Raw genomic sequence first — 25,884 nt, 5'->3', positions numbered from 1 at the left:
TCAATTCTCCAATCTGTCGGAGCGGATGGAATATTCGAGGACCGTGAAGCCGAAGGGGTTGGTCCAGACCTCATCGATGGAGCGGCGGGTCTCGGGGCGGAACTCGAAGAGGAGGGTGGCGGTGAAAAGCCCGGTTTGGACGCCGTTGATAGATGTCAGGCGCTTGCGCAGGCGGACCGTCGCGCGGTTGGTTCCGATCTGGTTGATGCTGAGGATCTCCACGTCGAGCCGCGCATTGGGGCCATAGACCGTCGGCGGGTAGTTCTCATTGGCGCTGTTCCAGATCTGGCGCAGCCCGCTCTCGGCAGCTCCGTCCGAGCGGCGCAGAACGCTGCGGATGCGCAGGTCATTGTCGAGCTGGTTATAGACCTCGCGGTCGGTCACATAGCGGAAGACCTCCGCCTCGATGACCGCCTGGTTGGCTGTGACCGAAGTCGCGCCCACCGAGGCTTCGGGGAGTGCAAAGCCGGTGGCGGGATCATAGGGGACAACGACGGGGGGCGGGTCGACATCGAGGATCGAGACAGCCGCGGCGCTCAGACAGCCGAGGATGCCGAAGACAAGGCCCATCAGGCAAAGGCGTTGCCAGAGGCGTTCGCGGCGCAAGGCGCCGTAGACCAGTTCTTCCTCGATGATTTCTTGTTCACTCGCCACCATTCATGCCCCCACGATCAGTCTGCCCGGAGGTCCGGCAAGGTGAAATCCATGAAGCGCTGCTCCTCGGCGATGGTGGCGGCATCGATCACGCCGCCGGTGCCGTCACCCACGGTTTGCACGGCTTCGAGTTGCCACATGGCGACAAGTGCGATGGCCAGTTCCGCCGTCACGCGCGTGTTGAGATCGATGCTTTCCTTGAGTTCGTCCATGTCGTCGATGAGCCCGACGAGCCGGTCGACGCGTTCCAGCGATTGTCCGGCGTCCTCATAGCTGTTCTGGGCCGCGGCCGAGACGAGCGCGCCGGTCGTGGCTTGTGTTGCCACGCGGTTGGCCCCGGGATTGCCGCTCGTGGCCATTTCCGAGAGGGTGTCATCGTCAAATCCGAGATCGGCCAGCACCCGGTCCATCTGGGTTTCGATCTCGCCCGCGCCGGAGCCGGAGAGCCCCGAGAAATCGCCCGTCTTGATCGCCTCAATCGTTGCGAGAATGTCCCCGAACTCCTGGTCGAGCAGGCCATTGAGTTCGTTTTCCATCTCGGTGCGGATGATTTCGGGAAGCTCGGCAAGTCGGGTGAGCGCTTCATAGGTTCTTTGCAGCTCCGCGAGTTGATCCGTGAGTGTGGCAAGCTGTTCGCGGAGCTGCGTCAGCTGCTCGTTTTGCAGGATCTCGTCTTCGATCATCTGCCGTAGCTGCTGGATGTTTTGCGCGATGTTCTGGGTATCGACGACGGGCACGCCTTGCGCGAGGGCAGGGGATAGGGCGCCAAGATGCAGACCAACCCCAAGTGTCGTGGCCAAAGCTGTCCTCAAGAGCAGATGTCCCATCATTCAATCTCCCTGATCGTAAAATCCATGAACGCGCCTTCGGCCATGCGGGCGCTGGCCTGGGCCAGCTCCTCGGCAGAAAGGACGCGGGCTCGTGCCGCCTGAAGCCGGATGCGTGCAGCGACGAGGCGCACGAGTTCGGCGCGGGCATAGGTGTTGAGTGCGATGCTTTCCTGCACATCCTCGGTCTCGGAAATCCGTTCGACGATATCCGCAATACGCAGGGCGGCTTGCCTGATCGCGGCGGGTGAGTTGTTGCCATAGAAGGCCGCGCCGTGCCCAGTGAGCGAGAGGTTGGCATTGGCGAGAAGCGCCGGATCGATCGTGCCAAGCGCATCGATCCCGCCGATACGGGTCAAATAGAGGTTATAGCGTTCGGGGATCACCTGGACGTAGTGCTGGGTCTCGCGAAAGGGCGGAACGCCGCCATACTCGAAAACCCGGCCGGGTCCGGCGTTATAGGCCGCGAGGGCGTTGATGATGTTGCCATCGAATGTGTTGAGCTGGGTCGCGAGGTAGCGCGCGCCGCCATGCACCTGCAGATAGGGGCTGTCATAGTATTCCGGGTTGATGCCGAGATCGCTGGCGGTGCCCGGCATGATCTGGGTGAGGCCATAGGCGCCGACGGGAGACCGTGCACCGATCGTAAACCGGCTTTCCTGCCAGATCAGCGCCTGTAGAAGCGCTCGCCACTGGACGGGGGAGAGGCCTGCGCGGCCAACACCCGCAAAGCCGCTGGTTTCCTGGGCGACGCGGATGATGAGCTGCTCGATGTTCTCGGCGGCGTCGCCGAACATCTGCGCACCGCCGGGATTGGGGTCGATGTCGGCATTGCCATAGACCGCCTCGACTGACCGGGCCGGATCCCCGCTGCCGCTTTCCAGCCCCGAGACCATAGCCGGCAAGCCCTGACCGCCGAAGCTGGTCTGGGCATCGAGGATGCGTCGGAGGGTTTCCAGCTGCTCCCGTTCGATCTCGGCGATGAGTTCGCGCACTGCAAGCTTGTCGGCCTGAACAGCCAAGTCTGCCTCGCGATCGCCGGTCTCGACGATGTCACGCGCGGTCAGCCCATTGTCATTGGTCGGCACGCCTTGGGCGAAGCTGAAACCGGGCAGCAGGCAAAACGCGATGAGGTGGGGGAGCCTAGACGTCAATGTCGCCCACCAGCGTATCTAGAGGCGTGAAGGTGCAATCAGGTGCGACCGGGGCAGTCGAGGCCAGGAAGGTGAAGCAATTGGCCTGCGGTTCCTGGTACTGGGCGCAGGAGGCCACAGCGCTGAGTGCGGCGAGAAGAAACAATTTGGCGTTTCGAGATTTTCTTGAATCGTTTGTTCGCTGCCTCTCGCTTCGCTCGAACGCGAAAAACGATGCAAGTTTCTTTGTTGTATTCTCAAAACGCCATGTACGGGTCATGAAAGCCTCCAGAAGTCCGGGCGGTCGCGGTAATCGGCGCCTACAAGCGCCTCGCCTTTCTCCATGCCGCCGAGGATTGTGAGATTGGACCCAAGCGCGCTCAGATCGGCATCGACGACGATCGAGCCCTGGTCGTCACGGATGAGGGCGAGACGGCTGTCGCTGCCGGTGTTGAGCAGCACGTCGAGTTCCTTCTCGTAGAGGTTCAGCATCGCGTAATCGGCGGCATGGGCGCGGATGTTCGGGAGCAGGATTTGCGTCGGCACCGCCTCGACGATGGTCTTGCCGGTCCGGGTGCGCTCGAGCTGGCTTGCGTATTGCGTCATCATCACCGCGACGGTGTTCTGCTTGCGCGCGGTGACCAGCCAGTTCGAAAGCCGTTCGGCGAAATAGGCGTTGTCGAGCGCCTTCCAGGCCTCGTCGATCACGATGATGGTCGGGCGGCGATCCTCGATCTCGCGCTCGACCCGGCGGAAAAGATAGGACAGGACCGCCATCCGTTCCTTGTCGGCCTCGCTGTCGAGAATGCCGGTCAGATCGAAGCCCACGACATCGCCCTTGAGCGAGAACGTGTCCTCGAGGCTCTGCCCGAAGATCCAGCCATAGCGGCCGTCTTCGGTCCACTCGAGCAGGCGCTGGTGCAGATCGCCGCCGTCATCGGTGGACACGAAGAGCGATGCGAAATCCCGCCAGTTCCTTAAGGCCGGGTTCGTGGCCTGCGCGTTTTGGCGCACCACTTCCTGGATGCGGTTGGTCTGCGCCGGCGTCAGCGGCTTGTCGGCACGGTAGAGCAGGGTGGCAAGCCAATCCGAGAGCCAGGCGGTGCCGCGCGCATCGATCTCTGTCCAGAGCGGGTTGAGACCCGTGGGCTGGCCGGCCTTGAGGGAGGCGTAGCGCCCGCCGTTGGCGCGGACGGCCATCTCCATGCCGAGGCGGTAATCGAAGACGAAGATCCGGGCGCCTGCGCGACGGGCCTGGGTCATCAGGAAGGCCGACAGCACCGATTTGCCCGACCCGGGTCGTCCCATGATCAGGGTATGGCCGCTGGTGGGTTCTTTGTCCGGGCTGCCCTGCTCGTGATGGGAAAACCGGTAGGCGCTCTGCTCGGGCGTTGGCAGGTAGGTGATGACCTGACCCCAGGGCGTTTTCTCCGCAGGCTTGCCAAGCTGGGTCCGATGAAACGCCGCGAAATCCGCGAAGTTGCGATTGGTGACGGCGCTTGCACGCACGCGCTTGGGCTGGTTGCCGGGATGCTGGCTGAGGTAATGGGCCTTTGCGGCGACCCGCTCACCGATCATCTTCACGCCCTCAGTCGCGGCGGCGTTCACGATCTCGGCGCTGAGGGTTTGCAGTTCTTCGAGCGTGTCGCAAAAGAGCGTCACGACCATGTGATGCTCGCCGAAGCTTTGGCGCTTGGCCTCCAGATCATCCGCCGCGATGTCGAGCGCCTCCATGAGCGATAGGGCCGCGTCCTGGGAGGCCTGCATCTGACGCTTTTGCCGCTTGATGCGGCCCGCCATGAGGTTCGAGTTTATTGGCGTGAAGGAATGCGTGACGATCATGTCGACCGGTAGGTTCAGCATGTCGAACATGGTACAGGAGGTGGCCTCGGAATATTCCGCGATGGTAAAGCTCTTGCCATAGCGATGTCCCACGACGCCCTCGGAGAGCTCGAAGTGATCACCCTGAAACGTCACGCGGGTATTGGCGACGTTGAAGGACAGGAAGCCATAGGTGTTCGCCGGATAGAGCGGCAGTTCCTGGCCGGTGTTGAGCGCACCCAGAAAGCCGATCAACTCACCACTCTTGGCCTGGAGCACACGCGGGTTCAGCTCGGTCAGACCGGAGAGAAAGACATTCACGGCTTCGCCTAGACGGCGCAGGCGCTTCTCGGTCGCTTCCTTCAGCCGGTCCGGTGCGCTTCGGTTCAGGAAGGGCAGGACGCTTTTCGGAGGCGGGCGGTGAATGACCGTGAGGGTCAAGGTTTTGTCGCGTAGGCCACTGCTCTCGAGTTTTGCACGCCACAGGCGGTCAACTTCTCCCGCAAAACTGTCCTCGCGCACTGGCTCGAGGTCCGGCATGATCGCCTTCGAGACCTTGTGGACGTAGTAGCTGAATTCCGGCCCCAGCTGCGCGATGATCCGAGCAAAGAGCGCGGTCACCTTGTCGAGATAGGCATCGTCGGTCGTGTAGCTGTTGACCCCGTCAAGACGGATGCACTGGAAGAGCTCGTTCACCCGCGTCCGCACGGTCTGGTCGTCAACGAGGCTCACATAGGACAGCATATGCGCGAGGCGGGTTTCGCGGGCATACCAGTCCGGCGTCATTGTGCGGAGATCGAGCGTTTCGTCCAAGGCTGTACTAGGGCGCATAGCTGTCCCCGCCGTGGATCGAGCGGTTCCGCGTGGGCGGTGTCTCCTGCAGGGCCGTCATCATCACGTCGATGAAGCGCGGGTCCCAATCCGCGGCCTTCCACAGCACCGGATAGAGCAGGGCGGCGACAGCCAGCACCGCGATGTGCTGGACCCAGACGAACAAGAGCACCGAACCGAAAAGCCAGACCATCGCGTACATGATGGGCAGGCCCAGAAGTTTGGGCGGGCGCACGAGGCCGAGAAAGAGAGGCGAACGCTCAGCCACCGGCAAAGACCGCGGCAACGATGGTGGGGGCAGCCGCGACACCAGCGATGCCCACGAGGACCCAGAGCGCCTGGCGCAGATCGATGATGTTGAAGAACCAGCTCAAGAAAACGCCGAGGACCGCGAGCGTCGCGATGACGACACCAAGGGGTCCGGTCAGCGCATCGACGATGCCTTGCAACAGGCTTTGGATCGGCGAGAGATCGATGCTTTGCGCAAGGGCCGGTTCTGCAATGAGCAGGAATAGCGCCAGCGAGGCGACAAAGAGGTTTGAAATCTTTTTCATGAATTTGATCCTTCCAATCGAGCCACGACAGCCATGACGCGGGCCACGTGGTTCTGGGTTTCTCGGTAAGGGGGAATGCCATCGTGTTGGCGCACGGCGTCCGGTCCCGCGTTGTAGGCCGCCAGTGCCAGATGCGGATCGCCGAACGTCTCCAGCATCATCGCGAGGTAGCGGGCGGAGCCGTCGAGGTTCTGCAGCGGATCACGTGGGTCAACGCCGAGATCACGGGCAGTGGCGGGCATCAGCTGGCCAAGGCCGATAGCGCCCGCGCGGGAGACCGCATCCTGCCGGTAGGCGCTCTCAACCTCGATATTGGCCCGGTAGAGAGCCAGCCAATCCGTGACGGAAAGCTCCGCGCGACGCAGGCCGGGGTGGCCGGCATAGCGCAAGGCCGTTGCCTCGATGCCCGAGAGAACGTCTGCGCGGGGCAGGGGTGCTGGTTGGGCGAACGCCGCAAACCTCAGCGCGTCAGGCTCGGAAGCCGCTTCAGTCTCACCAAGAATGGCCAGACCATCGGACGCCGATCCCTGACCAACGCCGTCATTGTAGTTCCGGGCAAAACCGCTCTGAGACCGGGATGGGGTCAGAGAGCCGTCGCTCTCCATGACCAGGACCATTTGCGCTGAGGCTGGCGCGGCGACCAGCCAGAGGCAGACAAGGTTAGTTGCCAGCGCCCTTGTCTGATGGGGCTTTGTCTGGCGGGGCGAGTTTATGCGTGCGGCTCGTACCCGCCTCAAGCGGCAGGTCGACATGCGCAAAGCCAAGGCCAATGAAGAATGACACCACGCCGGAGATCGTCTTGAACTCGCGGATCTTGATATCGTTGTAGGTCGTCCGCGTGCGGGCGGTGACGAGGAGCTTTTCCACGCCTTCGTCAGAGACAACGCGCATGATCCAGACCCCGTAATAGCTGGGGCCTTTCTTATGTGCCGACTCCTGGCACAGGATTTCTGCGCTATAGCCGCTTTCCACGAGCTCGCGGAACCTGGCTTCCGTAACCACATTTGGTGCTTCGATGTCCCAGTTCATGGCCCGGCTCACGCTTTCTCCAATGGCGCGACCCCAGGCATTCCCACTTGAAGCCCAGAGTTACGATAGTATACTATCAACCGCAAGATGTAATATCGTGCTTTAGCTGTAGTTTGGTCACGCAAACACTAGTCACGGCCAGTGTCTGCGATCAAGGAGATAACAGGTTTGAGAAACCCAAGGTTGACATGCCTGCTCCCATTGCAAGCTATAGTCCTTCTAATCTGCGTTCCTGGGCCGGTTTTGGCGGAATCCTGCTTCGCCCCGGCCCGTCCTTTCCTGCCAAGCGATTCGCAGGCGGCGCGGGACTATGCGGACATCATCCGTGGCGATTTCGAAAACTACATCCAGGATATCCAGAGCTACTTCCGTTGCCTCGACAGCGAACGCGCCCGCGCTTTCGAGGAAGCGCGCGAAGTCAGCGAGGACTATGGCCGATTTCTACAATTGGTAGGGGATTGATGGGCGACCTCGGGAGCATCAGACTTGCAGCCCATGGAAACCAGACGCCGATAACACCCTCATATATCTACTTTTTAGATAACAGATTTCATCCGCTAGCGACGTCACAAAAGGTATGTGACGCGTGGCAAAGACAATCAGAAGCACGGGACAGTTGGCACTCTGCCAGGCGTTGGTCGACGCCCGAATCAAGGCAGGCCTTGGACAGGCTGAATTGGCGACTAAGCTCAGATGCCACCAATCCCTCATTGCCCGCCTTGAAAGCGGCCAGCGCCGAGTCGACGTCGTCGAACTGGTCGTCCTCGCCCGCGCCATCGGCTTTGACCCCTACGAGGTTCTCGCGATCGTTGAAGCCGCCACGGAGCCCGACCATAGAATTTGAGAAAAATGCAGATTTGGGGCGTACCGCTTTGGATGTCCCTTCGTGAAATCCGCTACCTCAAGGAAGAGCAGTTAGCCAACATCCACCAATTGCGTTATGCTGTGCAGGCGAAGCCTGGGAACACGATGCCGCGATTGCAGCGCCAAAGTGCAGGAAGTCAGTAAACAGTGGACGATGATAATGGTGAAGGCGTCGCGATTGCCAATCTGATCGCGACCGACGGGCGCAGCGTTGTTGGTTGGGTTTATAGCTGGACTACAGGCGCACACGCGGTGATGTGGGACGTCCATGGACCCCAGCCGGTATCGAAAATCCGGCCGGATATAAGTGACGAACAGAAGCAAGAAATCGACTTCGAGGCGCTCATGCGGATCGGAAGAGACGAGGGCGGGTGAGGAGGGCTACCCTGCGGCGTTTGCCGAAATGCCAAACCGCACTGCGATGACTAACGCGCGAGGTGGCATTACACATGTCCAAGAAACCAATCTTACAGTCCGAGCCATTTTGCGTAAGTTCAGTAGTTCACCTGTTCAAAGCCGTAGTTGCCCTCGTAGTCACGCCAGTCGACGAAAACGGATCGATGATAGATACCGGGGCAATTCTGGCCCCATCGTTCGAGACCGGCATGGGCGGCTGGTAGGGCGGTTATGGAGGACCTCTGCCAGGCGAAGTCACCTTGCGTTCCATATGTGCCGAGGACCACGGTGGCACTACGGTTGCAATCGCCGTCGCGTCCGGATTCGTGCTGTCGCGCATACCGGACATCAAAGACGCGGATGGACCGCACGAAGTTGAACTCAGGTCCGCTGATATCAATGTCCGCGCGATCTTGAACGAGCCGGAGGGCCTGCTCGGCGGGAACAAGGTAGTCTGGGGCTTCTGAGGTGCGCCAAGCGGCCGCAATTGGGTCAGCGGTATCGTGCGCTGGAAAGGATTGTCGCGGACCAGTGCCGTTGTACTGGAAGAACGCTTCAAAGATGCGGTCTGAACTGTTTGGTGCTGGAGCGGTCTCAAAGGAAGCGCCCATAGGACAGCGCCAGATTTGAAGCGGAGGTTCCACCGGCCAAGGCGTAATGCGTCGGATGAATTCGGCTCGAGCTCTGGCGCATGGCACGGAAGCAGGCCAGCCGCCAGACAGGCACAGAAGGATCGCGCAATCGATCGGGTACGTCTGCGCGCGGGCGGGCATCGGCAGCCACGTACTTGTCACAGTCAAAGCGACTGCGAACGAGGGGAGGAGCTTCTTGAGTAAATGACGCATGCTGAAGTCCTAATGTGATAGGTCTCAGCATACATACGATAATATACTTTCGCAACACTTAGTATAAATACGCATAATGAAGTTTATGTAATATATTGGCAGTATCAATCAGCTTTCCTTCGCTAATCAGCAATCCAAGCTTGACCTTCCAGTTGCTGGAAGCTCCATCTTAGGAGTCGGCATCATTTTGGAGGGCTAGAGCATGATACAGGTAACAGAACCGCACCCGCGAGAGCGGTCATCCGATCAGGCCAAGGATCCAGTTTGCGGCATGTCCGTCACTATGTCTCCGGAGGCCCGTCAGGCGGATTATGACGGTGAAACCTTCTACTTCTGCTCCGATAAGTGCCAGACCAGGTTCGAGGCCGATCCGATCTACTATGCCTCAGGTACGGCATCGGATCACAGCATGACCCCGAAAGCCGGGACTCAGTACACCTGCCCAATGCACCCCGAGATAGTTCGTGACGAGCCCGGCGCCTGTCCGATCTGCGGCATGGCGCTTGAACCGATGGTGCCGTCGGATGAACCCAGCGAAGAACTGACCGACTTTACCCGCCGAATGTGGATCAGTGCCGCCGCGGCCGTTCCTCTGGTTATCCTGACTATGGGAGAGCTGGTCGGTTTGCCGGTCCGGGACTGGATCGGACATCGGCTGGCGACATACATCGAGTTTGTGTTGGCGACGCCGATCGTGCTGTGGGCGGCGAAGCCGTTTTTCGTGCGGGGTTGGGCGTCGATCGTGAACCGCTCACCCAACATGTGGACGCTGATCGCGATTGGTGTCGGCGCGGCATATCTCTATTCGCTGGTCGCCACGTTCCTTCCTGGTGTGTTTCCGGACGAGTACCGAATGGGCGCGGGTGTCGGCACCTATTTTGAAGCTGCCGTCGTCATCATCACTCTGATTTTCGTCGGGCAGGTTCTGGAATTGCGGGCGCGTGAACGGACCGGCGATGCCATCCGGGCACTGCTCGATCTAACGCCGAAAACCGCGCGGCGTATCCTGCCCGACGGCACCGAATACGACGCACCGCTGGAAAACATCGTGGAGGGAGATCGCTTAAGGGTTCGCCCGGGCGACGCGGTCCCCGTCGACGCCAAGGTCATTGACGGCACGTCTTCCATCGACGAGAGCATGATCACTGGCGAGCCAATGCCAGTCGAAAAAGGCCCCGGCGATACGGTCACCGGCGGCACGATCAACAAGAACGGCTCCCTTGTCATAGAAGCCGCTCGTGTAGGTGCCGACACGATGCTGAGCCAGATCGTCGAGATGGTCGCGAACGCGCGGCGATCCCGCGCACCGATCCAGGGGCTTGCGGACAAGGTTTCTTCCTATTTCGTGCCGACCGTTGTCGTGGTCGCCATCCTTTCCTTCGCCGCTTGGCTCGGCTTCGGGCCCGAACCTGCGCTCGTCTTTGCCATCGCCTCGGCGGTGTCAGTGCTGATCATCGCCTGCCCCTGTGCATTGGGCCTTGCGACGCCGATCTCGATCACGACGGCTGCAGGGCGCGGTGCACAGGCGGGTGTCCTGATCAAGGATGCCGAGGCGCTGGAGCGTATGGCCAAGGTCGATACGCTGATCGTGGACAAGACCGGCACCCTGACCGAGGGCAAGCCGAAGTTGACCGATGTGAATGCTCTGGGCCAGGAGACCGAGGAAACCATTCTGACTCTGGCCGCGGCACTGGAAAAAGGCTCGGAGCACCCGCTGGCAGAGGCCATTGTCGAAGGCGCGAAGCAAAAGGGCATCAAGGTCGGCAATGCCGAAAACTTCGAGGCGGTGACCGGAAAAGGCGTGAGCGGGACCGTCTCGGGCCGGGCCGTCGCGCTTGGGAATACCGCAATGATGCGCGACATGTCCGTCGATACCTCTGCGGCGGAGGAAACAGCAGATGCCCTGCGCGCCGACGGTAAGACTGCGATGTTCGTAGCCATAGACGGAAAACTGTCCGGTATCGTCGCCGTCGCCGACCCGATCAAGAAAACGACGGCCGAGGCCATCAAGGAACTGCACGAGGCTGGCCTGCGGATCATTATGGCAACGGGAGACAATGAACGCACGGCCAAGGCCGTCGCTCAGCGCCTCGGTATCGACGAGGTGCGGGCGGGCGTTCTGCCGGAAGACAAGAAGGCGCTGGTGGACGAGCTTCACGCGACAGGCAAAAAGGTCGCGATGGCAGGTGATGGCGTTAACGACGCCCCGGCTCTGGCCGCAGCAGACGTCGGTCTGGCCATGGGCACGGGTGCAGACGTGGCGGTTGAAAGCGCGGGCATCACGCTCTTGCGCGGCGATCTGAACGGTATCGTCAAGGCACGGACGCTGGCCGTGGCGACGATCCGTAACATACGCCAGAACCTGTTCTGGGCCTTTGCCTACAACACGCTCGGTGTGCCCTTAGCCGCGGGCGTGCTCTACCCGGTATTCGGGCTGTTGATGTCGCCCATGTTCGCCGCCGCCGCAATGAGCCTCTCGTCGGTCTCGGTCATCGCGAACGCGCTCAGACTACGGCGATTGAGGCTTTAGACGATCCGCGTATTGAGCGTGAAGCTGGACGACACTTCTATTTCAGCAAAACGTGTATTGCTGCATGAGGTTGCTGACCTTTGCCACTGGAAGCGTTCACTGAGAAAGCCGGAAAGACGAGCGCAAGGGCGCATGTGCAGATTATCAGGAAATTCATAATGCTCGGCTACCTCCGTAGCGCTTGATTTTATTGCCTCAAAGCGTTGGGGCCGGGCATGTTCGCCTCGGCCCCAAGGTCAGTCTTCACTTCATTTGCGTGACAGTAAGCTTGCCCTTGACCCGGTCGGCAACGAACTCGATGTCCTGTCCTTCTGCCATCTTGGCCATCATCGCTTCGTCCGCGCGGAATACCATCGTCATCGCGGGCATATCGAGGTTGACCAGAGGGCCGTGGATGATTGTGACCTTGCCGGCCTTGGCGTCGATCTTCTTGATGGTCCCGCTCGTGTATTCCACGTCAGCCTGAGCCATCTGGTCCCCCACTGAGACCGCTCGGTGCATGCCGGATTCGTAGTGACCCGGGATCAGGCACGCGGCTTCGAACGTACCAGCATTCGCGAACGTCCAGACGACCTCGCCCGTGGCACCCGGATCAAGACGGATACGGTTCGGGTCGTCGTGTTCCATGTCCATCTTGGCCATTTCGATCTTGTGCTCGGCGTTATTTTCCAGCGTGTCGAGAACAAACTCGTGTTCCAGCTCACCCTTGTTCGTGATGTTGAAGCGTATGGTTTCGCCCTGCTTGATGGTCATCTCCTCACTCTCGATCAGCATTTCGCCTTCGTCGTTTTCAAGCAGGGTTACATCAATCGACCGGTCGACTTTTGCCGTATGGCCGGGCATACCGACGGCCATTTTGGCATGACCAACGTCAGCGAAAGCCCCCGTTGAAGCGAAAAGGACGAGAGAGGTGCTCAGAAGAAGTTTTTTCATTTGGTTTTCCTTTAGGTTTGGTTTGGTTGGAGTCGACGAAGGGCCGTTCAGCCCTTCGAGTTTGGTTTTGGTGTGAGAATGGTCTTGGGACTGTTGTTCGAGGCGAACTCGGGCAATTCGCCAGTCCATTCGTAGGCCATCTCGCCCGGAGGATTTTCGTACCAGCCGGGATCGGAGTAATCGTCCGCGTCGATGCCGTCCCGCACCTTTACGACCGAAAACATGCCGCCCATCTCGATGGGGCCGTAGGGCCCCCAACCCGTCATCATCGGGATCGTGTTGTCAGGCAGCGGCATTTCCATTTTCGCCATGTCCCCCATGCCGGACATGCCCATGGGCATGTATTCCGGCTGGAACTGACGGATCTTCTGGGTCAGCGGCTTCTTGTTGACCCCGATGAATGTCGGCACATCGTGACCCATGGCATTCATGGTGTGGTGCGACTTGTGGCAGTGAATCGCCCAGTCACCCAGATGGTCTGCGACGAACTCATAGGCGCGCATCGCGCCTACAGGGATGTCGATGCTGACCTCCGGCCATTGCGCTTCTGGCGGCACCCAGCCACCATCCGTGCAGGTGACCTTGAAGTCATAGCCGTGCATGTGGATCGGGTGGTTTGTCATCGTGAGGTTGCCGACGCGTACTCGCACCTTGTCGCCCTTGTTCACGACCAGCGGATCGATGTCGGGGAAGATCCGACTGTTCCACGTCCACAGGTTGAAGTCCGTCATCGTCATGATGCGGGGCACGTATGTGCCGGGATCGATGTCAAAGGCATTCAGCATGATCAGAAAATCGCGATCCACCGGCATGAAGGTGGGATCCTTGGGATGGACCACGAACATGCCCATCATCCCCATCGCCATCTGGGTCATTTCGTCGCCATGGGGGTGGTACATGAACGTGCCGGACTTCACCAAGTCGAATTCGTAGACAAACGTTTTTCCTGGCGGGATGCTGGGATGACTCAACCCGGAGACCCCATCCATGCCCGAAGGCAGGATGAGCCCGTGCCAGTGCACTGTCGTGCCTTCCGGCAGCTTGTTAGTGACGTAAATGCGGACCCGGTCGCCTTCGACTGCTTCGATCGTTGGGCCGGTGGACTGGCCGTTGTAACCCCACAAATGCGCGATCATGCCGTCGGCAAGTTCGCGCTCTACCGGTTCGGCGACGAGGTGAAATTCCTTGACCCCGTTGTTCATCCGGTGCGGCAGGGTCCACCCGTTCAGCGTGACCACAGGTGTGTAGTCCGGCCCCGACGACGGACGCGCCGTAATCGCCGTTGCCGCACTGTCCATCTGCGCGGCTTCGGGTAGGCCCATGTTCAGGGTTTGACCCCAGGCTTTTGAAGAGACCAGCGTTGCGCCTGCCGCGCCGGCTCCGAGTAATTGACGTCTGTTCAACATGTCAGTTCCTTTCAGTGTCCTGCACCGCCACCGGCGGCAAGCGTTGCGCCTTCTCCACCAGCACCACCGCCGCCTTCGCCGCCGCCATAGATCGCGGCGGTCAGATCGGCCTGTGCCATGTAGAATTCGCGTTTTGCATTTGCCGCTTCCAGGGATGCGCCAAGTTTCTCGCGCACGTCAGTCAGCAGCTCGAAAGTGTTGGTGATCATGCCGTTGTAAGACAGCAAACCCTCTTCTTCGACGGTCGTGCGTAGCGGCACCAGAACGTCGCGGTAGTGGCGCGCGATTTTATATGCGGCATGATAGGAAGTCTCAGCACCGCGCGCTTCGGACCGGACGTTCACGGCCTTCTCTGCGAGCACGTTGGCCGCTTGTAGATAAGACAATTCCGCCTTGCGCATCCGGGCCTTGCCGGTGTCATAGATCGGGATCGCGAACTCCACTTCCACCTGAGGGGTGGTCACGGTTTCCGTTTCTCCGTCCTCAATTTCCCGCTCCGCCTCGAACCCGGCAATGAACTCAAGATCGCTGACAATGCGGGTCTGATCGGTCAGCCCAAACGCCTTGGCCTGCGCTTCCAGGCCAAGTTTGGCAACACGCAGGTCCACCCGGTTTCTTAGCGCCTTGGCCTCGACGTCGGTCACACGGCCGACGGAGCGCGGCAGCGCAGGAAGGGCATCGGGCACATAATAATCGACTTCGGTGCCCCACAGCCCCATGAGCCTCGTCAGCTGCTCTTTGGACCGGGTAGCATTCAATCGGGCCTGTGCAAGTTGCCCCGCCAGTTCGGCATTGAATGCCTGTTCGCGGGCCTGCCCAGCTTTGTTGAGTGCGCCGGTCTCGCCCAACCTCATCGCCAGTTCAGAGCCGGCGTCAGAGGTCGCTTTCGCGCGCCGCAGATAGCTCACTGCCTCGAAGGCGGCGACTGCATCGACCCATGCCTTTCGCGTCTGATTGGCCAGTGCGAGTGTGTCGTTCACGGCATTGAGCTGAGCCTGCCGGAAGCTTGCATCAGCAATGGCCATACGCTGTTTGCGCGTGGTGGCATCGAGGACGTTCGACCGGATCAGCCCTTCGATCGCCCTGTAGACACCGAGTTCAGGCGCACCGATTCCCAAGACACCAATTGAGACGATCGGGTTTTCCGGCGTCGATTGCTGCCAAGCCTCAGCGGCCGAGAGGCCAACATCGGCGTAAGACGCTTGCAGACCCTTATTGTTCAGCAGCGCAACCTGAACCGCCGTATCGGCCGTGATCGTCTTCTGATGCACCATGCTGTGCACCTGTTTCTTGAGAGCTTCGTTTTCGGCCTGTGTTTCCGCAAAGGCCGTCCGTTTGCCGATGGCCGGTGTGACCTGGCTGGAAATGTTGGCGAAGCCGGCTTTCGGTTCCGTGTAGATACCCGGTACTGCGGTAGCGCAGGCACCCAAGAAAAGTGGAAAGCCAAAAACCAGCGGAATCTTAGATACCCGCATCAGTTGCCCTCCGACTGCTCTTGATTGACAGACCGCCAATCACGGGGGCCGGTCGGACCACGATAGGTGTAGCCAGCCAAGGGATCTTGATAGCTGATCGGAGACGAAACGGTCGCGTTGACGACAGCCTGTTGTGTCGCAACGGAGGGCAAAGGGGTAGGCTCATAGGCGCATGCGCCAAGCCCGAGGGCCGAAGCCCCCATAAATAGATGAATTTTCATGAAGGTAACCTGATTGATGAACGATGTCTCACGCAGAGTCTGCGCAAGGCTCACACCCGGATTGGGCGCCGTTTCAGATCAGGAATCGAGGGGGCCGCAGAAACCCTGATGTTTCGACGGAATGCGTCGGACCGCTCAGGATCATATATTCTTTCGCAGCAATAGGATCCGTGAATACCAAGTCTGCGTCTGGAATGACGACAGAAATGCATATTCCGTTACAACACTGAGTTGATTGATGCTCTGTTTCACCAATGTCGGAGGATATGTCATCCACGTCAACTGTCGCCGGGTGTTTCATGTGGTCGGCGTGGATATCAGTTCCCTGTCCAACTGTCGGTTCGCTGAGAAGAGCGCTGATCGATCCAGAATGCTGACCATCATGCATTCCCGAGGCCGCGTGTGCCGCAGAAGGTGGAGACAGAACCAATGCCAACGCAAAAGCGAAGCAAGTGAGGAATTTCACCCATACCGAAGTGGCGACACGCATTCTCATGAACGGAAACTTGGACGTTTTGACAAATTAGTCAACGCTTACAGCGCGGGAAGGTTTGGCACATTCCAGCGAGGCAGGCGAATTCTCGCTGCGAGCGCTCAAAACTGTTGCGCAATAGATACATAGCAACGTTCACCAGTCAGACAGAAGACGCGAAAATAGTAGTGAGTACTTCAGTAATGACTGGAAGTGCCGGGACTAACTCAGTCTTTGCGATCCGTAGCCCGCATCGTGAATCGCTGCCTTCAGAGCGCTTTCATCCAATGCGCTATCTACCTCGACGGAACGCGCAGTCAGGTCACAGGTGACAGTCGCGTGTGGGTCTATCGTCACAATGGCCTTCTCTATCGACGCGGTGCAATGTCCGCAGTTCATGTCCGGCACGCTGAACCTGATCATCACGATCTCCTTCTTGCTGCTGCCATCTAGGGCGTTGCCCTATGGGAAGGTCAATGCCCGAAAAAATTCCTCGATGCATCTGTTGACCTTCCAGCGAATGGAACCCTTATCTCTCGGAGGACCAGGATCAGGAGTCACCCATGTCGGATTCGCATACCCTTCGACTTTCCCTGCAGAACATGTCCTGCGCCTCTTGCGTCGGGCGGGTGGAGCGTGGGCTTTCCGGCCTGCCGGGTGTCAGCGACGTTCACGTCAACCTCGCTAGCGAGACGGCCCAGGCGCAGTTCGACGCGCCAGGGCGCATTTCGAACATCGTCGAAAAGCTGGAAGAGATCGGCTATCCGGCCCGTACTCAGAGCATTCGCCTGAACGTGGCCTCCATGTCCTGCGCGTCCTGCGTTGGGCGGGTGGACAAGGCGCTGGCGGCGGTGCCGGCCGTGCTGGACGTGAACGTCAATCTGGCATCGGAAACTGCGACGGTAACGTATCTCGAAGGCTCGGTTGCGGTTGCGGACCTGCTGAAGGCGGCGGGTGACGCAGGCTATCCCGCGACCTTGCCGCAGGACAGCGCGCCGGAAGACACGAGTGCCCGCAAGGATGAAGAGGCGCGGATGCTGGCCCGCAGGACCGCCCTGGCGGCGGCCCTCGCCCTGCCGGTGTTCCTGCTGGAAATGGGCGCGCATCTGATCCCCGGCATGCATGGTCTGATCGGCGACACGATCGGCCATCGGGCAAGCTGGCTGATCCAGTTCGTCCTGACCACGGTGGTCCTGCTCTGGCCGGGGCGCAGCTTCTATACGCGCGGGTTTCCCGCGCTGTTCAAGGGTGCGCCGGACATGAACAGCCTTGTTGCGGTCGGCACCTCTGCCGCCTATCTCTATTCTCTCGTCGCACTCTTCGCGCCCGCGCTGCTGCCCGAAGGGTCGCGTGCCGTCTATTTCGAGGCGGCGGCAGTCATCGTCGTGCTGATCCTGCTGGGCCGGTGGCTGGAGGCGCGCGCCAAGGGCCGCACCGGCGCAGCGATCCAGAAGCTGCTGGGCCTTCAGGCCAAGACCGCCCGCGTGCTGGTGGACGGAGAGCCTGAGGACGTGGCCATCGAGCGCATCGCCGCGGGCGACATCCTGCTCGTGCGCCCCGGAGAGCGGATTGCCGTGGACGGTGAAGTGACGGAAGGCAGCGCCCGCGTCGATGAGAGCATGATCACCGGCGAGCCGGTGCCTGTGGCCAAGTCGGTGGGCGATCCCGTCACCGGCGGGACCGTCAACGGTTCCGGTGCCTTCCAGTTCCGTGCGACACGCGTGGGAGCGGATACGACGCTGGCGCAAATCATCCGTATGGTCGAAGAGGCGCAGGGTGCCAAGTTGCCCATCCAGGGTCTGGTGGATCGGATCACCCTGTGGTTCGTGCCCGCGGTCATGGCGCTGGCGCTGCTGACGGTGATAATCTGGCTGCTGGTCGGACCATCGCCCGCCCTGTCCTTTGCGCTGGTCGCCGGCGTTTCGGTGCTGATCATCGCCTGCCCCTGCGCGATGGGGCTGGCCACGCCGACCTCAATCATGGTGGGCACCGGCCGTGCCGCCGAAATGGGTGTGCTGTTCCGCAAGGGCGATGCGCTGCAACAGCTTTCTACCGTCGATGTGATCGCGCTGGACAAGACCGGCACGGTGACCGAAGGACGCCCCGAACTGACCGATCTGGTGCTAACGGAAGGTTTTGACCGGGCCGAAGTGCTGGCTCTGGTCGCGGCCGTAGAGGCGCGGTCGGAACATCCCATCGCCGAGGCCATCCTGCGGGCGGCAGAGGCCGAGGGCGTTGCCCGGCACGACGCCCGAAACTTCGCGTCCGTCACTGGCCACGGTGTCCGGGCAGAGGTCTCGGGCCACGACGTGCTGGTGGGGGCAGACCGCCTGATGGCGCGCGAAGGCCTGGACATCGGCGCGTTGGTCGACGAAGAGCGCCGCCTGGCCGAGCGGGGCCGCACCGCGCTTTACGCCGCCATCGACGGACGCGTTGCCGCCGTTATCGCCGTGGCCGATCCGGTGAAGCCGTCCAGCGCGGCGGCCATCCGGGCGCTGCACGATCTGGGCCTGAAGGTTGCCATGATCACCGGCGACAAGCGCGAGACGGCAGAAGCGATCGCGCGCGAGACCGCCATCGACCATGTGATCGCGGGTGTGCTGCCGGATGGCAAGGTCGCGGCATTGGACGATCTGCGCGGCACGGGCCAGCACATCGCCTTTGTCGGCGACGGCATCAACGATGCACCCGCGCTTGCCCATGCGGACGTGGGCATCGCCATCGGCACCGGCACCGACGTCGCCATCGAATCCGCCGATGTGGTGCTAATGTCGGGCGATTTGCGCGGCGTGGTCAACGCGCTGGAAGTGTCGCGGCGTACGATGCGCAACATCCGCCAGAACCTGTTCTGGGCCTTCGGCTACAACGTGGCCCTCATTCCGGTGGCGGCGGGGCTGCTCTACCCGGTGTCGGGCCTGCTGCTGTCGCCGGTGCTGGCGGCTGGGGCAATGGCGCTCAGCTCGGTCTTCGTACTGACGAACGCGCTGCGCCTGCGCCGCGTCCGCCCGGCGATGGACGAGGCGGCGAAGGCCGCGACCGACCCCCGCATGTCTCCCGTCCCGGCTGAATGAAACAAGGAGAATACGATCATGAATATCGGAGACGTGGCCGACCTGTCCGGCCTTCCCGCCAAGACCATCCGCTACTACGAGGACATCGGGCTGGTCGAGCCGCTGCGCAGTGCCAACGGTTATCGCAGCTTCCGGCAGAGCGACGTCCACAAGCTGGCATTTCTCGGCCGGGCGCGCGCCTTGGGCTTCACCATCGAGGACTGCCGGAGCCTGCTGAAACTCTATGCCGATACCGAACGCGCCAGCGCCGAGGTCAAGCAGATTGCTGAGGAACACCTCGACCGGATCGACCGGAAAATCGCAGAATTGACCGAGATGCGCGCGACCCTGTCGCACCTTGTCGATGCCTGCGCTGGCGATCACAGGCCTGATTGTCCGATTCTCGCAGATCTGGCTATGGAAGAGGATAAGACCCGGACCGCCAGGGCAGCGGATTAAGCGGGCTTAGATATGTTCCGCAGCGGGCAGCGCCACCCATAAGGTGCGACTGACTGTAGTTATTTCGGAACATTCCAGCGCGGGAAAGTTGTTCCACCTCTAGACTTCACGATTTCGAGAGAGGACAACTTCATGTCATATGGCCGCTTTTTCGCGATGATCGCCACATCTACCGTCGTCATGTTCGGTCTGATGTATCTCAATACCTACCTCTGGACGCATGTGTTCTGGTCGGAAACGCGGGCCTACATGGCTCTCCTGATGGGTGCCACCATGGCGATCATCATGCTGGGCTTCATGCTGTCGATGTATTCCAGCAAGATGGCTAACGCCACCATCTTCATCGGTGCCGCTGTGGTCTTTGCCGCCTCGCTTTGGCTGGTCCGCAGCCAGGTGACGGTGGGCGACACCAGCTACATGCGGGCAATGATCCCGCACCACTCGATCGCGATCATGACCTCCAGCCGCGCCGATATCTCGGACCCGCGCGTGCGCAAGCTGGCGGATGAGATCATCTATGCGCAGGACAAGGAAATCGCCGAGATGCGTTATCTGGTGAACGATATCGACGCCAACGGTGACAGTCCGGCACAGTCAGAAAGCGGACCGACGCAGATCATGAGCCTTGACGAGGCGCTATCAACCCCGGAAGTCGCCATTCTCGACCTCGAATTTCTGACTACGGAGGACATTGCGCAGATGTTTCCCGGCGGCGCCGCGTGCACGTTCACCTACACCACCACAAGCAGGCCTGCGCTGGCGGTGGGCCGCATCGACGGTGGGAGTGTAGCTCTCGCCAAGATCAGCGGCGATCTGGTGCGGCTGGAGGCTGGCGACGCCGGAAGCACTTGGGGCACGGAAGGCATGACAGTGGCGTTGAGCGCGCCGAGCGGACCCGGCACATTGGACGCAAATAGTGGCGAAATGCAGGACGCCGATCTCGTTCTCGAACTTGGGTCCGGTCTGCGTTCAGGGTATCGCGGATATTACGGTTGCGGTGCCTGAACCAGAAACTGGAGGAAACACCATGCCGAAAGACGCATCGAAATCAGCCCAACTCTACCGGATGGTCATGCAGGATCATCTTTGCCCCTATGGCCTGAAGTCCAAGGACCTGCTCGAACGCGAAGGGTACGAGGTCGAGGATCATCACCTGACGACACGCGAGGAAACCGATGCCTTTATGGATGAACATGGCGTCGAAACCACTCCGCAGACCTGGATCGGCGACAAGCGGATCGGCGGCTATGACGATCTGCGGGTCCATTTCGGCCTCGACGCACCGGAAAGCGAACGCTCGGACAAATCCTATCAACCGGTGATCGCGATCTTTGCCGTCGCGTTTCTGATGGCGCTCGGCCTGTCGTGGCACAGCTTTGGAACCATCCTCAGCCTGCGCGCGCTGGAATGGTTCATCTCGATCTCGATGTGCTTGCTTGCAGTGCAGAAACTTCAGGACGTCGAAAGCTTTTCGACCATGTTCCTGAATTACGACCTGCTGGCGCGCCGCTGGGTGCGCTACGGCTATCTCTATCCCTTCGGAGAGGCCTTCGCCGGCATCCTTATGGTCGCCGGGGCGCTCACCTGGCTTTCGGCTCCCGTGGCCCTCTTCATCGGAACGGTCGGTGCAGTTTCGGTCTTCAAGGCGGTCTATATCGACAAGCGCGAGTTGAAATGCGCCTGCGTCGGGGGGGACAGCAACGTGCCACTAGGGTTCGTCTCGCTCACCGAGAACCTGATGATGATGGTCATGGGTATCTGGATGCCGATCCGGGTCTACCTGATCGGTTGACGGCCCCGCGACCTCTACAGAGGCGCGGCGTGTACGACCTTTTTGACTGGTGGAGATGATCCCCACTTACCAGCCATCGCGCCAAGAGCTGGTTCGAAGTTCGTCAGCCGATTGTCGCGAGAAAGGGAAACGTCCCCAGCAGCCAATATGCAAACCGTGACAGTTGCCCGGTCATGATGGCAACTCCCATGATGATCATGGCAACACCCGCGCCCTTGTAGAGCCAGCGACCGGCCTTGCCGATCTGCCTTACCCGCGCGGCGATGGCGTCGGTGAACAGCGCAGCCAGCAGGAAAGGCACCCCCAGACCAGCGGAATAGATCGACAGCAGCCAGATGCCGTCCGACATGCCGCCGGAGGTCGAACTGAGTGTCAGGATCGCGCCGAGGATCGGTCCGATGCAAGGTGTCCAGCCAAAGGCGAAGGCCAGTCCCAGCACGTAGGCCCCAAACGGGCGACCGCCGGGAATGTCGAGATTGAAACGGGTATCGCGCGAGAACGCATCCAGACGAAAGATACCCACCATGAACAGTCCGAACAGAATGATGATCCCGCCACCGAAATAATTCAGCTCGGTGCGCCATGTCAGCATCAGCGACCCGAGCGCGCTGGCCCCGGCCCCGAGGGCGACGAAGACCGTCGAAAAGCCCAGCACGAAGCAGGCACTCAATCCGAGCGCCCCGGCACGTGCCCGCAGACCAACCGACCGCGCCGTACGCAGGTCCGGCTGCCCCGCAATGTACGAAACGTAGCCGGGCACCAGTGGCAGTACACAAGGCGACAGGAACGAAATGGCACCCGCAAGGAAGGCCGCGAAAATGCCGATGCCGGAAATATCCATCATGTTTCTCGCTTAGTGTTGAAGGACCACACGGCCCACCAGAACGCGACCAGCGGGACCACGATCCATTGCAAAACAGGTGACAGGCCCGCATCGAGGACCGGAATGATCGGCATCAGGTCCGAATAGGCCCAGGCCGCGCGGATCACGATGTTGAGCCATTCGCTGAACAGCGTGTATCCCAGTCCAAACACCACCGTCAGGACGGTCACAGACCGCCGCGTGGAGGCGACCAGGGGCCAGCCCCGGCCCGACAGCATGAGGGCAAGCATCAGCGCGCTCATGGCGATCAGGATATCACCACCCGTGCAATGGACGGCTGCGAAGACAATCTCACCCCAGGTGCCCTCGTTCCATATCGTGTAGAGCGGCATATGCGCGAACTCCCAGATCAGATTGGCCGGGATGATCACCGAAAAATACCGACGCAGAGCTGTCAGGGAAATTCCGTCTGTCGAGGACAGCCTGACGCCAGTCGCAAAGACACTCATTGAGACACACCTGTCAGCCGGTCCCACAAGCTGGGTTCCCGGCGTCGATGCTGGGCGTTGTTGATCAACTCGCTGACATAGAGGATCAGGTTCACGTTCTTGAAGTTCATGCCATGGAATTTTGCGGCGAACCGTCCGCCGATATCCACGACATGGGTGACCGCTCCATGCATCATCATGTCGCTGTCGGCGGTCATCGTGAACTCCAGCCCATAGTCCCGCGCCAGAAGGCGCGTTGCGTCATCAGACTGATCAGGCTGCGTGGTCAAAATGACCCAGTTGCTCGGATCGAGTCCATGCCGATCTGCGTAATCGCGCAGCACGTCCGGCGTGTCGTTCACTGGATCGGTCGTGATCGAGATGAATTGCACTAAATCCTTCATCGACCCGTCGTTGATCGAGGCCTGTATGGCCGCGATCTTTTGGGAGTGGAGCGGGCAGACATCCGGGCAGTTGGCGTAAATGAAATGCAGGATGACGACCTTGTCGCCGAAGTCCGACAGGCGCACAGGATTCCCCTCGGGATCCTGCAATTCGAAACTCGGAGCCTGCGCTGCATCGATGGCCTGGAAGTAGGGCTCCATCTCGAACATGCGCGCATCCAGGTTTTCCCCCGGATGATTGGCGAAGGCCGGAGACGAAATCGTGGCCGCGAGTATCGCTAAAGCGGCGCGCCGTGTCAGTGCTGTCAATTCTTGTATCCTTACAATAAATGCCTGCCGATCCGTTGACCGACAGGCATTTGGGCAAATCTAGCCGTCAGACTTTTCCGACGGCATCATGCCGCCGTCCATATTCTCGGTCATGGACGCCATCATCTCGGTGCAGGCTTCCATCATGGGTTTCATTTCGGCCATCATCTTCATCATGCCCATCATGTCGCCGTCCATCATGCCGCCTTGCATGGCCCCCTCATTCTGCATCATTTCGCCCGTTTCCGGCGTGGTCTGTTCCTGGGCGCTGACGGCAAATGCACTTGCGGTAAGGGCCGTCGCAACGACGAAAGTTGTAAGTGTTTTTCTCATGGTTTTCTCCTTGGGTTGATCGTGTGGTTATCGAAAGAACTCAGTCGGGAGACGCCCCATCCGGCGAGTTGGAGCATCCCTTTCCAGACCCGCCCTTCATGCACAGACCCAGGCCGCACATCGCGGCACAGGGGGCCAGCGAGACCAGAACAGGCGCGAGCCCGATCGCGGTGAGCCATCCCCAGTTCAGGGCCATGCCGCCCCCCATCACGGTTGCCGCACCGACGAACAGCAATCGTCTGCGCGTCAACCACCGGGGCCAATTTCCTGCGCTTTCGATGTTGGCGGCACCCGCAATGTTGGAAGGTGATATTTCGGTCATCCGGAAAGTCCTTTCGATGATTAAAAGCTAGTCATTCCAGTAACTGGAAGATCAAGGGTGAGCAGTGGACTCTTGCTGGGATTCATTCAATAAAGCTTCGCAAAAAGGACACCATCTCGGGATCATCCCATTCGGCCGGGCCGACCAGTCGCCCGAGCTCCCGCCCCTGCGCGTCGATCAGGATCGTCGTCGGCAGGCCAACGGTGCGCAGCGCGGTCATCGAAAGCATGGTCTGGTCGACATACATATTGAGATTGGTGACACCGATCTCGTCGTAGAAACGCCGAACGATTTGTGATCCGGCCCGGTCGATGGAAAGGGCAACCACTTCGAAGTCGTCGCCGCCAAGTTCCGCCTGAAGCGCATCGAGCGTCGGCATCTCTTCGCGGCAGGGGACGCACCAGGTTGCCCAGACATTCACGAGGATCACTTTGCCGCGAAAATCTTCCATGTCTCCGCGGCTGCCGTCATCTTTCTCGTAGCGCACATTGGCGACAGGCTGCGGGGTGTCGTGAAGTGCAAACCCTTGCGGTGTCGCGAGAGCCGCGCCGACGGACAGTGCCCAGGCGATCAGCGCCGGTTTCAGATTTTTCATGGCGTTTTCTTCTTGGCGGATTGGGTTTTGTGGTCACGGACGATCGGCAGCAGCGTTTCCTGCAGGATTGCTCGTGTGATCGGACCAACATGGCGGTAGGCGATGATGCCGTCGGGCGCGATGACGTAGGTTTCGGGCACGCCATAGACGCCCCATTCGATACCGGCGCGTCCGTTGATGTCGGCCCCGATGCGCGCGTAGGGATCACCCAACTCGTCGAGCCAGGCGCGCGCCTGATCGGGCGGGTCCTTGTAGTTGATTCCGTAGAGCGGCACCTCACCGGTTGCACTCAACTCCATGAACAACGGGTGTTCGGCACGGCAGGGCACACACCACGAGGCGAAGACGTTCACCAGTGACACGTGTCCGATCAGGTCCTGCGTCGAAAGACCTTCTTCTCGGCCGAGCACCGGAAACAGCGCGAAGTCGGGCACGGGTTTGCCGAGAAGTGCCGACGGCAAGTCGTCGCCACCCCTGAAAAGCCCCCAACCGAACAGGACCATGAGGGCAAAAGCTATCAGCGGAACCAGCACGAACCCGGAGATACTGCGTCGCGACACAGGGTCGGCATTTCCCTCGACCTCTTCCGTCATGGCTGCGCCTGCTCATCGGCAAGGGATCGGCTTTCCTGCGACGCGCGGATCCGGTTGGGCCATGTGCTCTTGATGTAGTCAATGATCGCCGTGATCTCATCGTCTGTCAGCACATCCTCATATCCGGGCATGTCGCTTTCGTACCCGTTCCCGACAATCGCCGCCGGTCCGCGTTTCACGATGTCGAGCAATACGCGGTCGGGGTGATGCCAGGTATGGCCGGAGGCGTCGTGCGGCGGGGCAGGCAACCTGCCGTTCGGCAATCGTGTGCGCCAATCTGATTGCCCCTCCAGGTTTACCCCATGGCAACTGGCACAATTCTCTTGATAAAGGCGCTCGCCCATGAGCACGTCGCTCTGCGCCGCTACGGGCAAAACCGTTGTGGCGAGCAGGACAGCCGAGAGCCTAATCGTGTTTTTCACTAAGTTTCCGCCTTCTTGTTACGAGCCACCTACAGAGGACGATTAGTGCCGCGAGCAACGACAGGACAAGCAGGACGCAAAGCGCCCAGACCAATCCCATCGACAACAGGCTGTCGCCGCTGCTGGCACCCTCAATCCGCATTCTGGCACATTTCTATTTTCCGCTGTCCGAGCGGATGTATTTGACCAAGGCGATCGCCGCGAGCACCAGCACACCCACGATCAGCAACCAGACGAGGCCCATCGCAATCATCATGCCGCCGCCCATCATTCCACCGTCCATCATCATGCATTCCATCCTTT

The 25,884-nt window shown here is 60.4% G+C and carries 31 protein-coding genes; 8 read left to right on the top strand and 23 right to left on the bottom strand.

The genetic code is table 11. The annotated features are described in order from the left end of the window. Genes BLQ77_RS23270 through BLQ77_RS23235 form a run of 9 tightly spaced genes read right to left on the bottom strand, consistent with a single transcriptional unit; the run spans position 1 to position 6,849 of the window. The gene (locus BLQ77_RS23270) at positions 1-657 is read right to left on the bottom strand and encodes a VirB8 family type IV secretion system protein (RefSeq protein WP_089963172.1); all 657 of its coding nucleotides are present in this window, start codon (positions 655-657) and stop codon (positions 1-3) included. A 14-nt stretch (positions 658-671) separates the two neighbouring features. Further along, entirely contained in the window at positions 672-1,481 is an 810-nt protein-coding gene (locus BLQ77_RS23265) for a type IV secretion system protein (RefSeq protein ID WP_089963171.1), read from the bottom strand. Beyond that, entirely contained in the window at positions 1,481-2,635 is a 1,155-nt protein-coding gene (locus tag BLQ77_RS23260; protein WP_207545881.1) for a lytic transglycosylase domain-containing protein, read from the bottom strand. The genes BLQ77_RS23265 and BLQ77_RS23260 overlap by 1 nt, the downstream gene beginning before the upstream one ends. Next, complete coding sequence (locus BLQ77_RS28510) at positions 2,625-2,894, bottom strand: hypothetical protein (protein ID WP_131822051.1); 270 nt, start codon at positions 2,892-2,894, stop codon at positions 2,625-2,627. The genes BLQ77_RS23260 and BLQ77_RS28510 overlap by 11 nt, the downstream gene beginning before the upstream one ends. Continuing rightward, the gene (locus BLQ77_RS23255) at positions 2,891-5,266 is read right to left on the bottom strand and encodes a VirB4 family type IV secretion/conjugal transfer ATPase (RefSeq protein ID WP_089963167.1); all 2,376 of its coding nucleotides are present in this window, start codon (positions 5,264-5,266) and stop codon (positions 2,891-2,893) included. The genes BLQ77_RS28510 and BLQ77_RS23255 overlap by 4 nt, the downstream gene beginning before the upstream one ends. Beyond that, positions 5,256-5,534 carry a VirB3 family type IV secretion system protein gene (locus BLQ77_RS23250; protein WP_009808059.1) on the bottom strand — a complete coding sequence of 93 codons (279 nt, stop codon included), beginning with the start codon at positions 5,532-5,534 and terminating at the stop codon, positions 5,256-5,258. Before BLQ77_RS23250 ends, BLQ77_RS23255 begins: the two co-directional genes overlap by 11 nt. Next, on the bottom strand, positions 5,527-5,820 hold the full coding sequence (locus BLQ77_RS23245) for a TrbC/VirB2 family type IV secretion system protein (protein WP_073038186.1): 294 nt from the start codon (positions 5,818-5,820) through the stop codon (positions 5,527-5,529). The genes BLQ77_RS23250 and BLQ77_RS23245 overlap by 8 nt, the downstream gene beginning before the upstream one ends. Next, positions 5,817-6,437: a lytic transglycosylase domain-containing protein gene (locus BLQ77_RS23240; protein WP_089963166.1), complete on the bottom strand. Its 621-nt coding sequence runs from the start codon at positions 6,435-6,437 to the stop codon at positions 5,817-5,819. Before BLQ77_RS23240 ends, BLQ77_RS23245 begins: the two co-directional genes overlap by 4 nt. Before the next feature lie 43 nt (positions 6,438-6,480). Continuing rightward, complete coding sequence (locus BLQ77_RS23235) at positions 6,481-6,849, bottom strand: hypothetical protein (protein ID WP_089963164.1); 369 nt, start codon at positions 6,847-6,849, stop codon at positions 6,481-6,483. Between the two features lie 210 nt (positions 6,850-7,059). On the opposite strand from BLQ77_RS23235, the gene BLQ77_RS23230 reads away from it, so the two are divergent. The 3 genes from BLQ77_RS23230 to BLQ77_RS23220 all read left to right on the top strand — a co-directional run bounded on the left by BLQ77_RS23230 (position 7,060) and on the right by BLQ77_RS23220 (position 8,088). Next, a complete protein-coding gene (locus BLQ77_RS23230; protein WP_072794323.1) occupies positions 7,060-7,311 on the top strand; it encodes a hypothetical protein in 252 nt (83 codons plus the stop codon). A gap of 124 nt (positions 7,312-7,435) precedes the next feature. Beyond that, entirely contained in the window at positions 7,436-7,693 is a 258-nt protein-coding gene (locus BLQ77_RS23225) for a helix-turn-helix domain-containing protein (RefSeq protein ID WP_009503807.1), read from the top strand. A 167-nt stretch (positions 7,694-7,860) separates the two neighbouring features. After that, positions 7,861-8,088: a hypothetical protein gene (locus BLQ77_RS23220; RefSeq protein WP_089963162.1), complete on the top strand. Its 228-nt coding sequence runs from the start codon at positions 7,861-7,863 to the stop codon at positions 8,086-8,088. A 119-nt stretch (positions 8,089-8,207) separates the two neighbouring features. Here the strand turns inward: BLQ77_RS23220 and BLQ77_RS23215 are convergent, their stop codons facing one another. Then, positions 8,208-8,954 carry a hypothetical protein gene (locus BLQ77_RS23215; protein WP_242661833.1) on the bottom strand — a complete coding sequence of 249 codons (747 nt, stop codon included), beginning with the start codon at positions 8,952-8,954 and terminating at the stop codon, positions 8,208-8,210. A 271-nt stretch (positions 8,955-9,225) separates the two neighbouring features. Between BLQ77_RS23215 and BLQ77_RS23210 the strand changes: the two genes are divergently transcribed. Next, positions 9,226-11,484, top strand: a complete 2,259-nt coding sequence (locus BLQ77_RS23210) for a heavy metal translocating P-type ATPase (protein WP_242661832.1) — start codon at positions 9,226-9,228, stop codon at positions 11,482-11,484. A 243-nt stretch (positions 11,485-11,727) separates the two neighbouring features. Here BLQ77_RS23210 and BLQ77_RS23200 read toward each other — a convergent pair whose 3' ends face one another. The 4 genes from BLQ77_RS23200 to BLQ77_RS23175 all read right to left on the bottom strand — a co-directional run bounded on the left by BLQ77_RS23200 (position 11,728) and on the right by BLQ77_RS23175 (position 16,414). Then, entirely contained in the window at positions 11,728-12,417 is a 690-nt protein-coding gene (locus BLQ77_RS23200) for a copper-binding protein (RefSeq protein WP_089852425.1), read from the bottom strand. A gap of 47 nt (positions 12,418-12,464) precedes the next feature. After that, on the bottom strand, positions 12,465-13,823 hold the full coding sequence (locus tag BLQ77_RS23195; RefSeq protein ID WP_110476940.1) for a multicopper oxidase family protein: 1,359 nt from the start codon (positions 13,821-13,823) through the stop codon (positions 12,465-12,467). A gap of 11 nt (positions 13,824-13,834) precedes the next feature. Then, positions 13,835-15,298 (bottom strand): TolC family protein, encoded by a 1,464-nt coding sequence (locus BLQ77_RS23190; protein ID WP_089963157.1) that lies wholly within the window; start codon positions 15,296-15,298, stop codon positions 13,835-13,837. A gap of 915 nt (positions 15,299-16,213) precedes the next feature. After that, positions 16,214-16,414, bottom strand: coding sequence for a heavy-metal-associated domain-containing protein (locus tag BLQ77_RS23175; RefSeq protein ID WP_009815466.1), 201 nt, complete (start codon positions 16,412-16,414; stop codon positions 16,214-16,216). A gap of 140 nt (positions 16,415-16,554) precedes the next feature. Between BLQ77_RS23175 and BLQ77_RS23170 the strand changes: the two genes are divergently transcribed. The 4 genes from BLQ77_RS23170 to BLQ77_RS23155 all read left to right on the top strand — a co-directional run bounded on the left by BLQ77_RS23170 (position 16,555) and on the right by BLQ77_RS23155 (position 21,292). Further along, the gene (locus tag BLQ77_RS23170) at positions 16,555-19,062 is read left to right on the top strand and encodes a heavy metal translocating P-type ATPase (RefSeq protein WP_089963153.1); all 2,508 of its coding nucleotides are present in this window, start codon (positions 16,555-16,557) and stop codon (positions 19,060-19,062) included. An 18-nt stretch (positions 19,063-19,080) separates the two neighbouring features. After that, on the top strand, positions 19,081-19,500 hold the full coding sequence (gene cueR / locus BLQ77_RS23165) for a Cu(I)-responsive transcriptional regulator (protein ID WP_066010352.1): 420 nt from the start codon (positions 19,081-19,083) through the stop codon (positions 19,498-19,500). A gap of 132 nt (positions 19,501-19,632) precedes the next feature. Next, positions 19,633-20,505 carry a DUF305 domain-containing protein gene (locus BLQ77_RS23160; protein ID WP_089963151.1) on the top strand — a complete coding sequence of 291 codons (873 nt, stop codon included), beginning with the start codon at positions 19,633-19,635 and terminating at the stop codon, positions 20,503-20,505. Between the two features lie 22 nt (positions 20,506-20,527). Beyond that, the gene (locus BLQ77_RS23155) at positions 20,528-21,292 is read left to right on the top strand and encodes a MauE/DoxX family redox-associated membrane protein (protein WP_207545880.1); all 765 of its coding nucleotides are present in this window, start codon (positions 20,528-20,530) and stop codon (positions 21,290-21,292) included. A gap of 103 nt (positions 21,293-21,395) precedes the next feature. Here the strand turns inward: BLQ77_RS23155 and BLQ77_RS23150 are convergent, their stop codons facing one another. The 9 genes from BLQ77_RS23150 to BLQ77_RS29730 all read right to left on the bottom strand — a co-directional run bounded on the left by BLQ77_RS23150 (position 21,396) and on the right by BLQ77_RS29730 (position 25,870). Further along, entirely contained in the window at positions 21,396-22,136 is a 741-nt protein-coding gene (locus BLQ77_RS23150; protein ID WP_207545879.1) for a cytochrome c biogenesis CcdA family protein, read from the bottom strand. After that, positions 22,133-22,624: a hypothetical protein gene (locus BLQ77_RS23145; protein WP_089963146.1), complete on the bottom strand. Its 492-nt coding sequence runs from the start codon at positions 22,622-22,624 to the stop codon at positions 22,133-22,135. The genes BLQ77_RS23150 and BLQ77_RS23145 overlap by 4 nt, the downstream gene beginning before the upstream one ends. Then, a complete protein-coding gene (locus BLQ77_RS23140) occupies positions 22,621-23,316 on the bottom strand; it encodes an SCO family protein (protein WP_242661831.1) in 696 nt (231 codons plus the stop codon). Before BLQ77_RS23140 ends, BLQ77_RS23145 begins: the two co-directional genes overlap by 4 nt. A 60-nt stretch (positions 23,317-23,376) precedes the next feature. After that, positions 23,377-23,649, bottom strand: a complete 273-nt coding sequence (locus BLQ77_RS23135; protein WP_071974092.1) for a hypothetical protein — start codon at positions 23,647-23,649, stop codon at positions 23,377-23,379. Positions 23,650-23,689: 40 nt separating this feature from the next. Beyond that, positions 23,690-23,971 (bottom strand): hypothetical protein, encoded by a 282-nt coding sequence (locus tag BLQ77_RS23130; RefSeq protein ID WP_068286437.1) that lies wholly within the window; start codon positions 23,969-23,971, stop codon positions 23,690-23,692. 82 nt (positions 23,972-24,053) lie between these two features. Next, positions 24,054-24,566 carry a TlpA family protein disulfide reductase gene (locus BLQ77_RS23125; RefSeq protein ID WP_089963143.1) on the bottom strand — a complete coding sequence of 171 codons (513 nt, stop codon included), beginning with the start codon at positions 24,564-24,566 and terminating at the stop codon, positions 24,054-24,056. Beyond that, a complete protein-coding gene (locus BLQ77_RS23120; protein ID WP_089963142.1) occupies positions 24,563-25,159 on the bottom strand; it encodes a DsbE family thiol:disulfide interchange protein in 597 nt (198 codons plus the stop codon). The genes BLQ77_RS23125 and BLQ77_RS23120 overlap by 4 nt, the downstream gene beginning before the upstream one ends. After that, a complete protein-coding gene (locus tag BLQ77_RS23115) occupies positions 25,156-25,533 on the bottom strand; it encodes a c-type cytochrome (RefSeq protein WP_375360214.1) in 378 nt (125 codons plus the stop codon). Before BLQ77_RS23115 ends, BLQ77_RS23120 begins: the two co-directional genes overlap by 4 nt. 202 nt (positions 25,534-25,735) lie before the next feature. Further along, positions 25,736-25,870, bottom strand: a complete 135-nt coding sequence (locus BLQ77_RS29730) for a hypothetical protein (RefSeq protein ID WP_009503829.1) — start codon at positions 25,868-25,870, stop codon at positions 25,736-25,738. Positions 25,871-25,884: the final 14 nt, after the last annotated feature.

Origin of the sequence: Salipiger thiooxidans, from assembly GCF_900102075.1 — a bacterium.
GTDB lineage: Bacteria > Pseudomonadota > Alphaproteobacteria > Rhodobacterales > Rhodobacteraceae > Salipiger > Salipiger thiooxidans.
The sequence above is the reverse complement of the archived record's forward strand: the minus strand, read 5'-3'. Positions and strand labels throughout refer to the sequence as shown.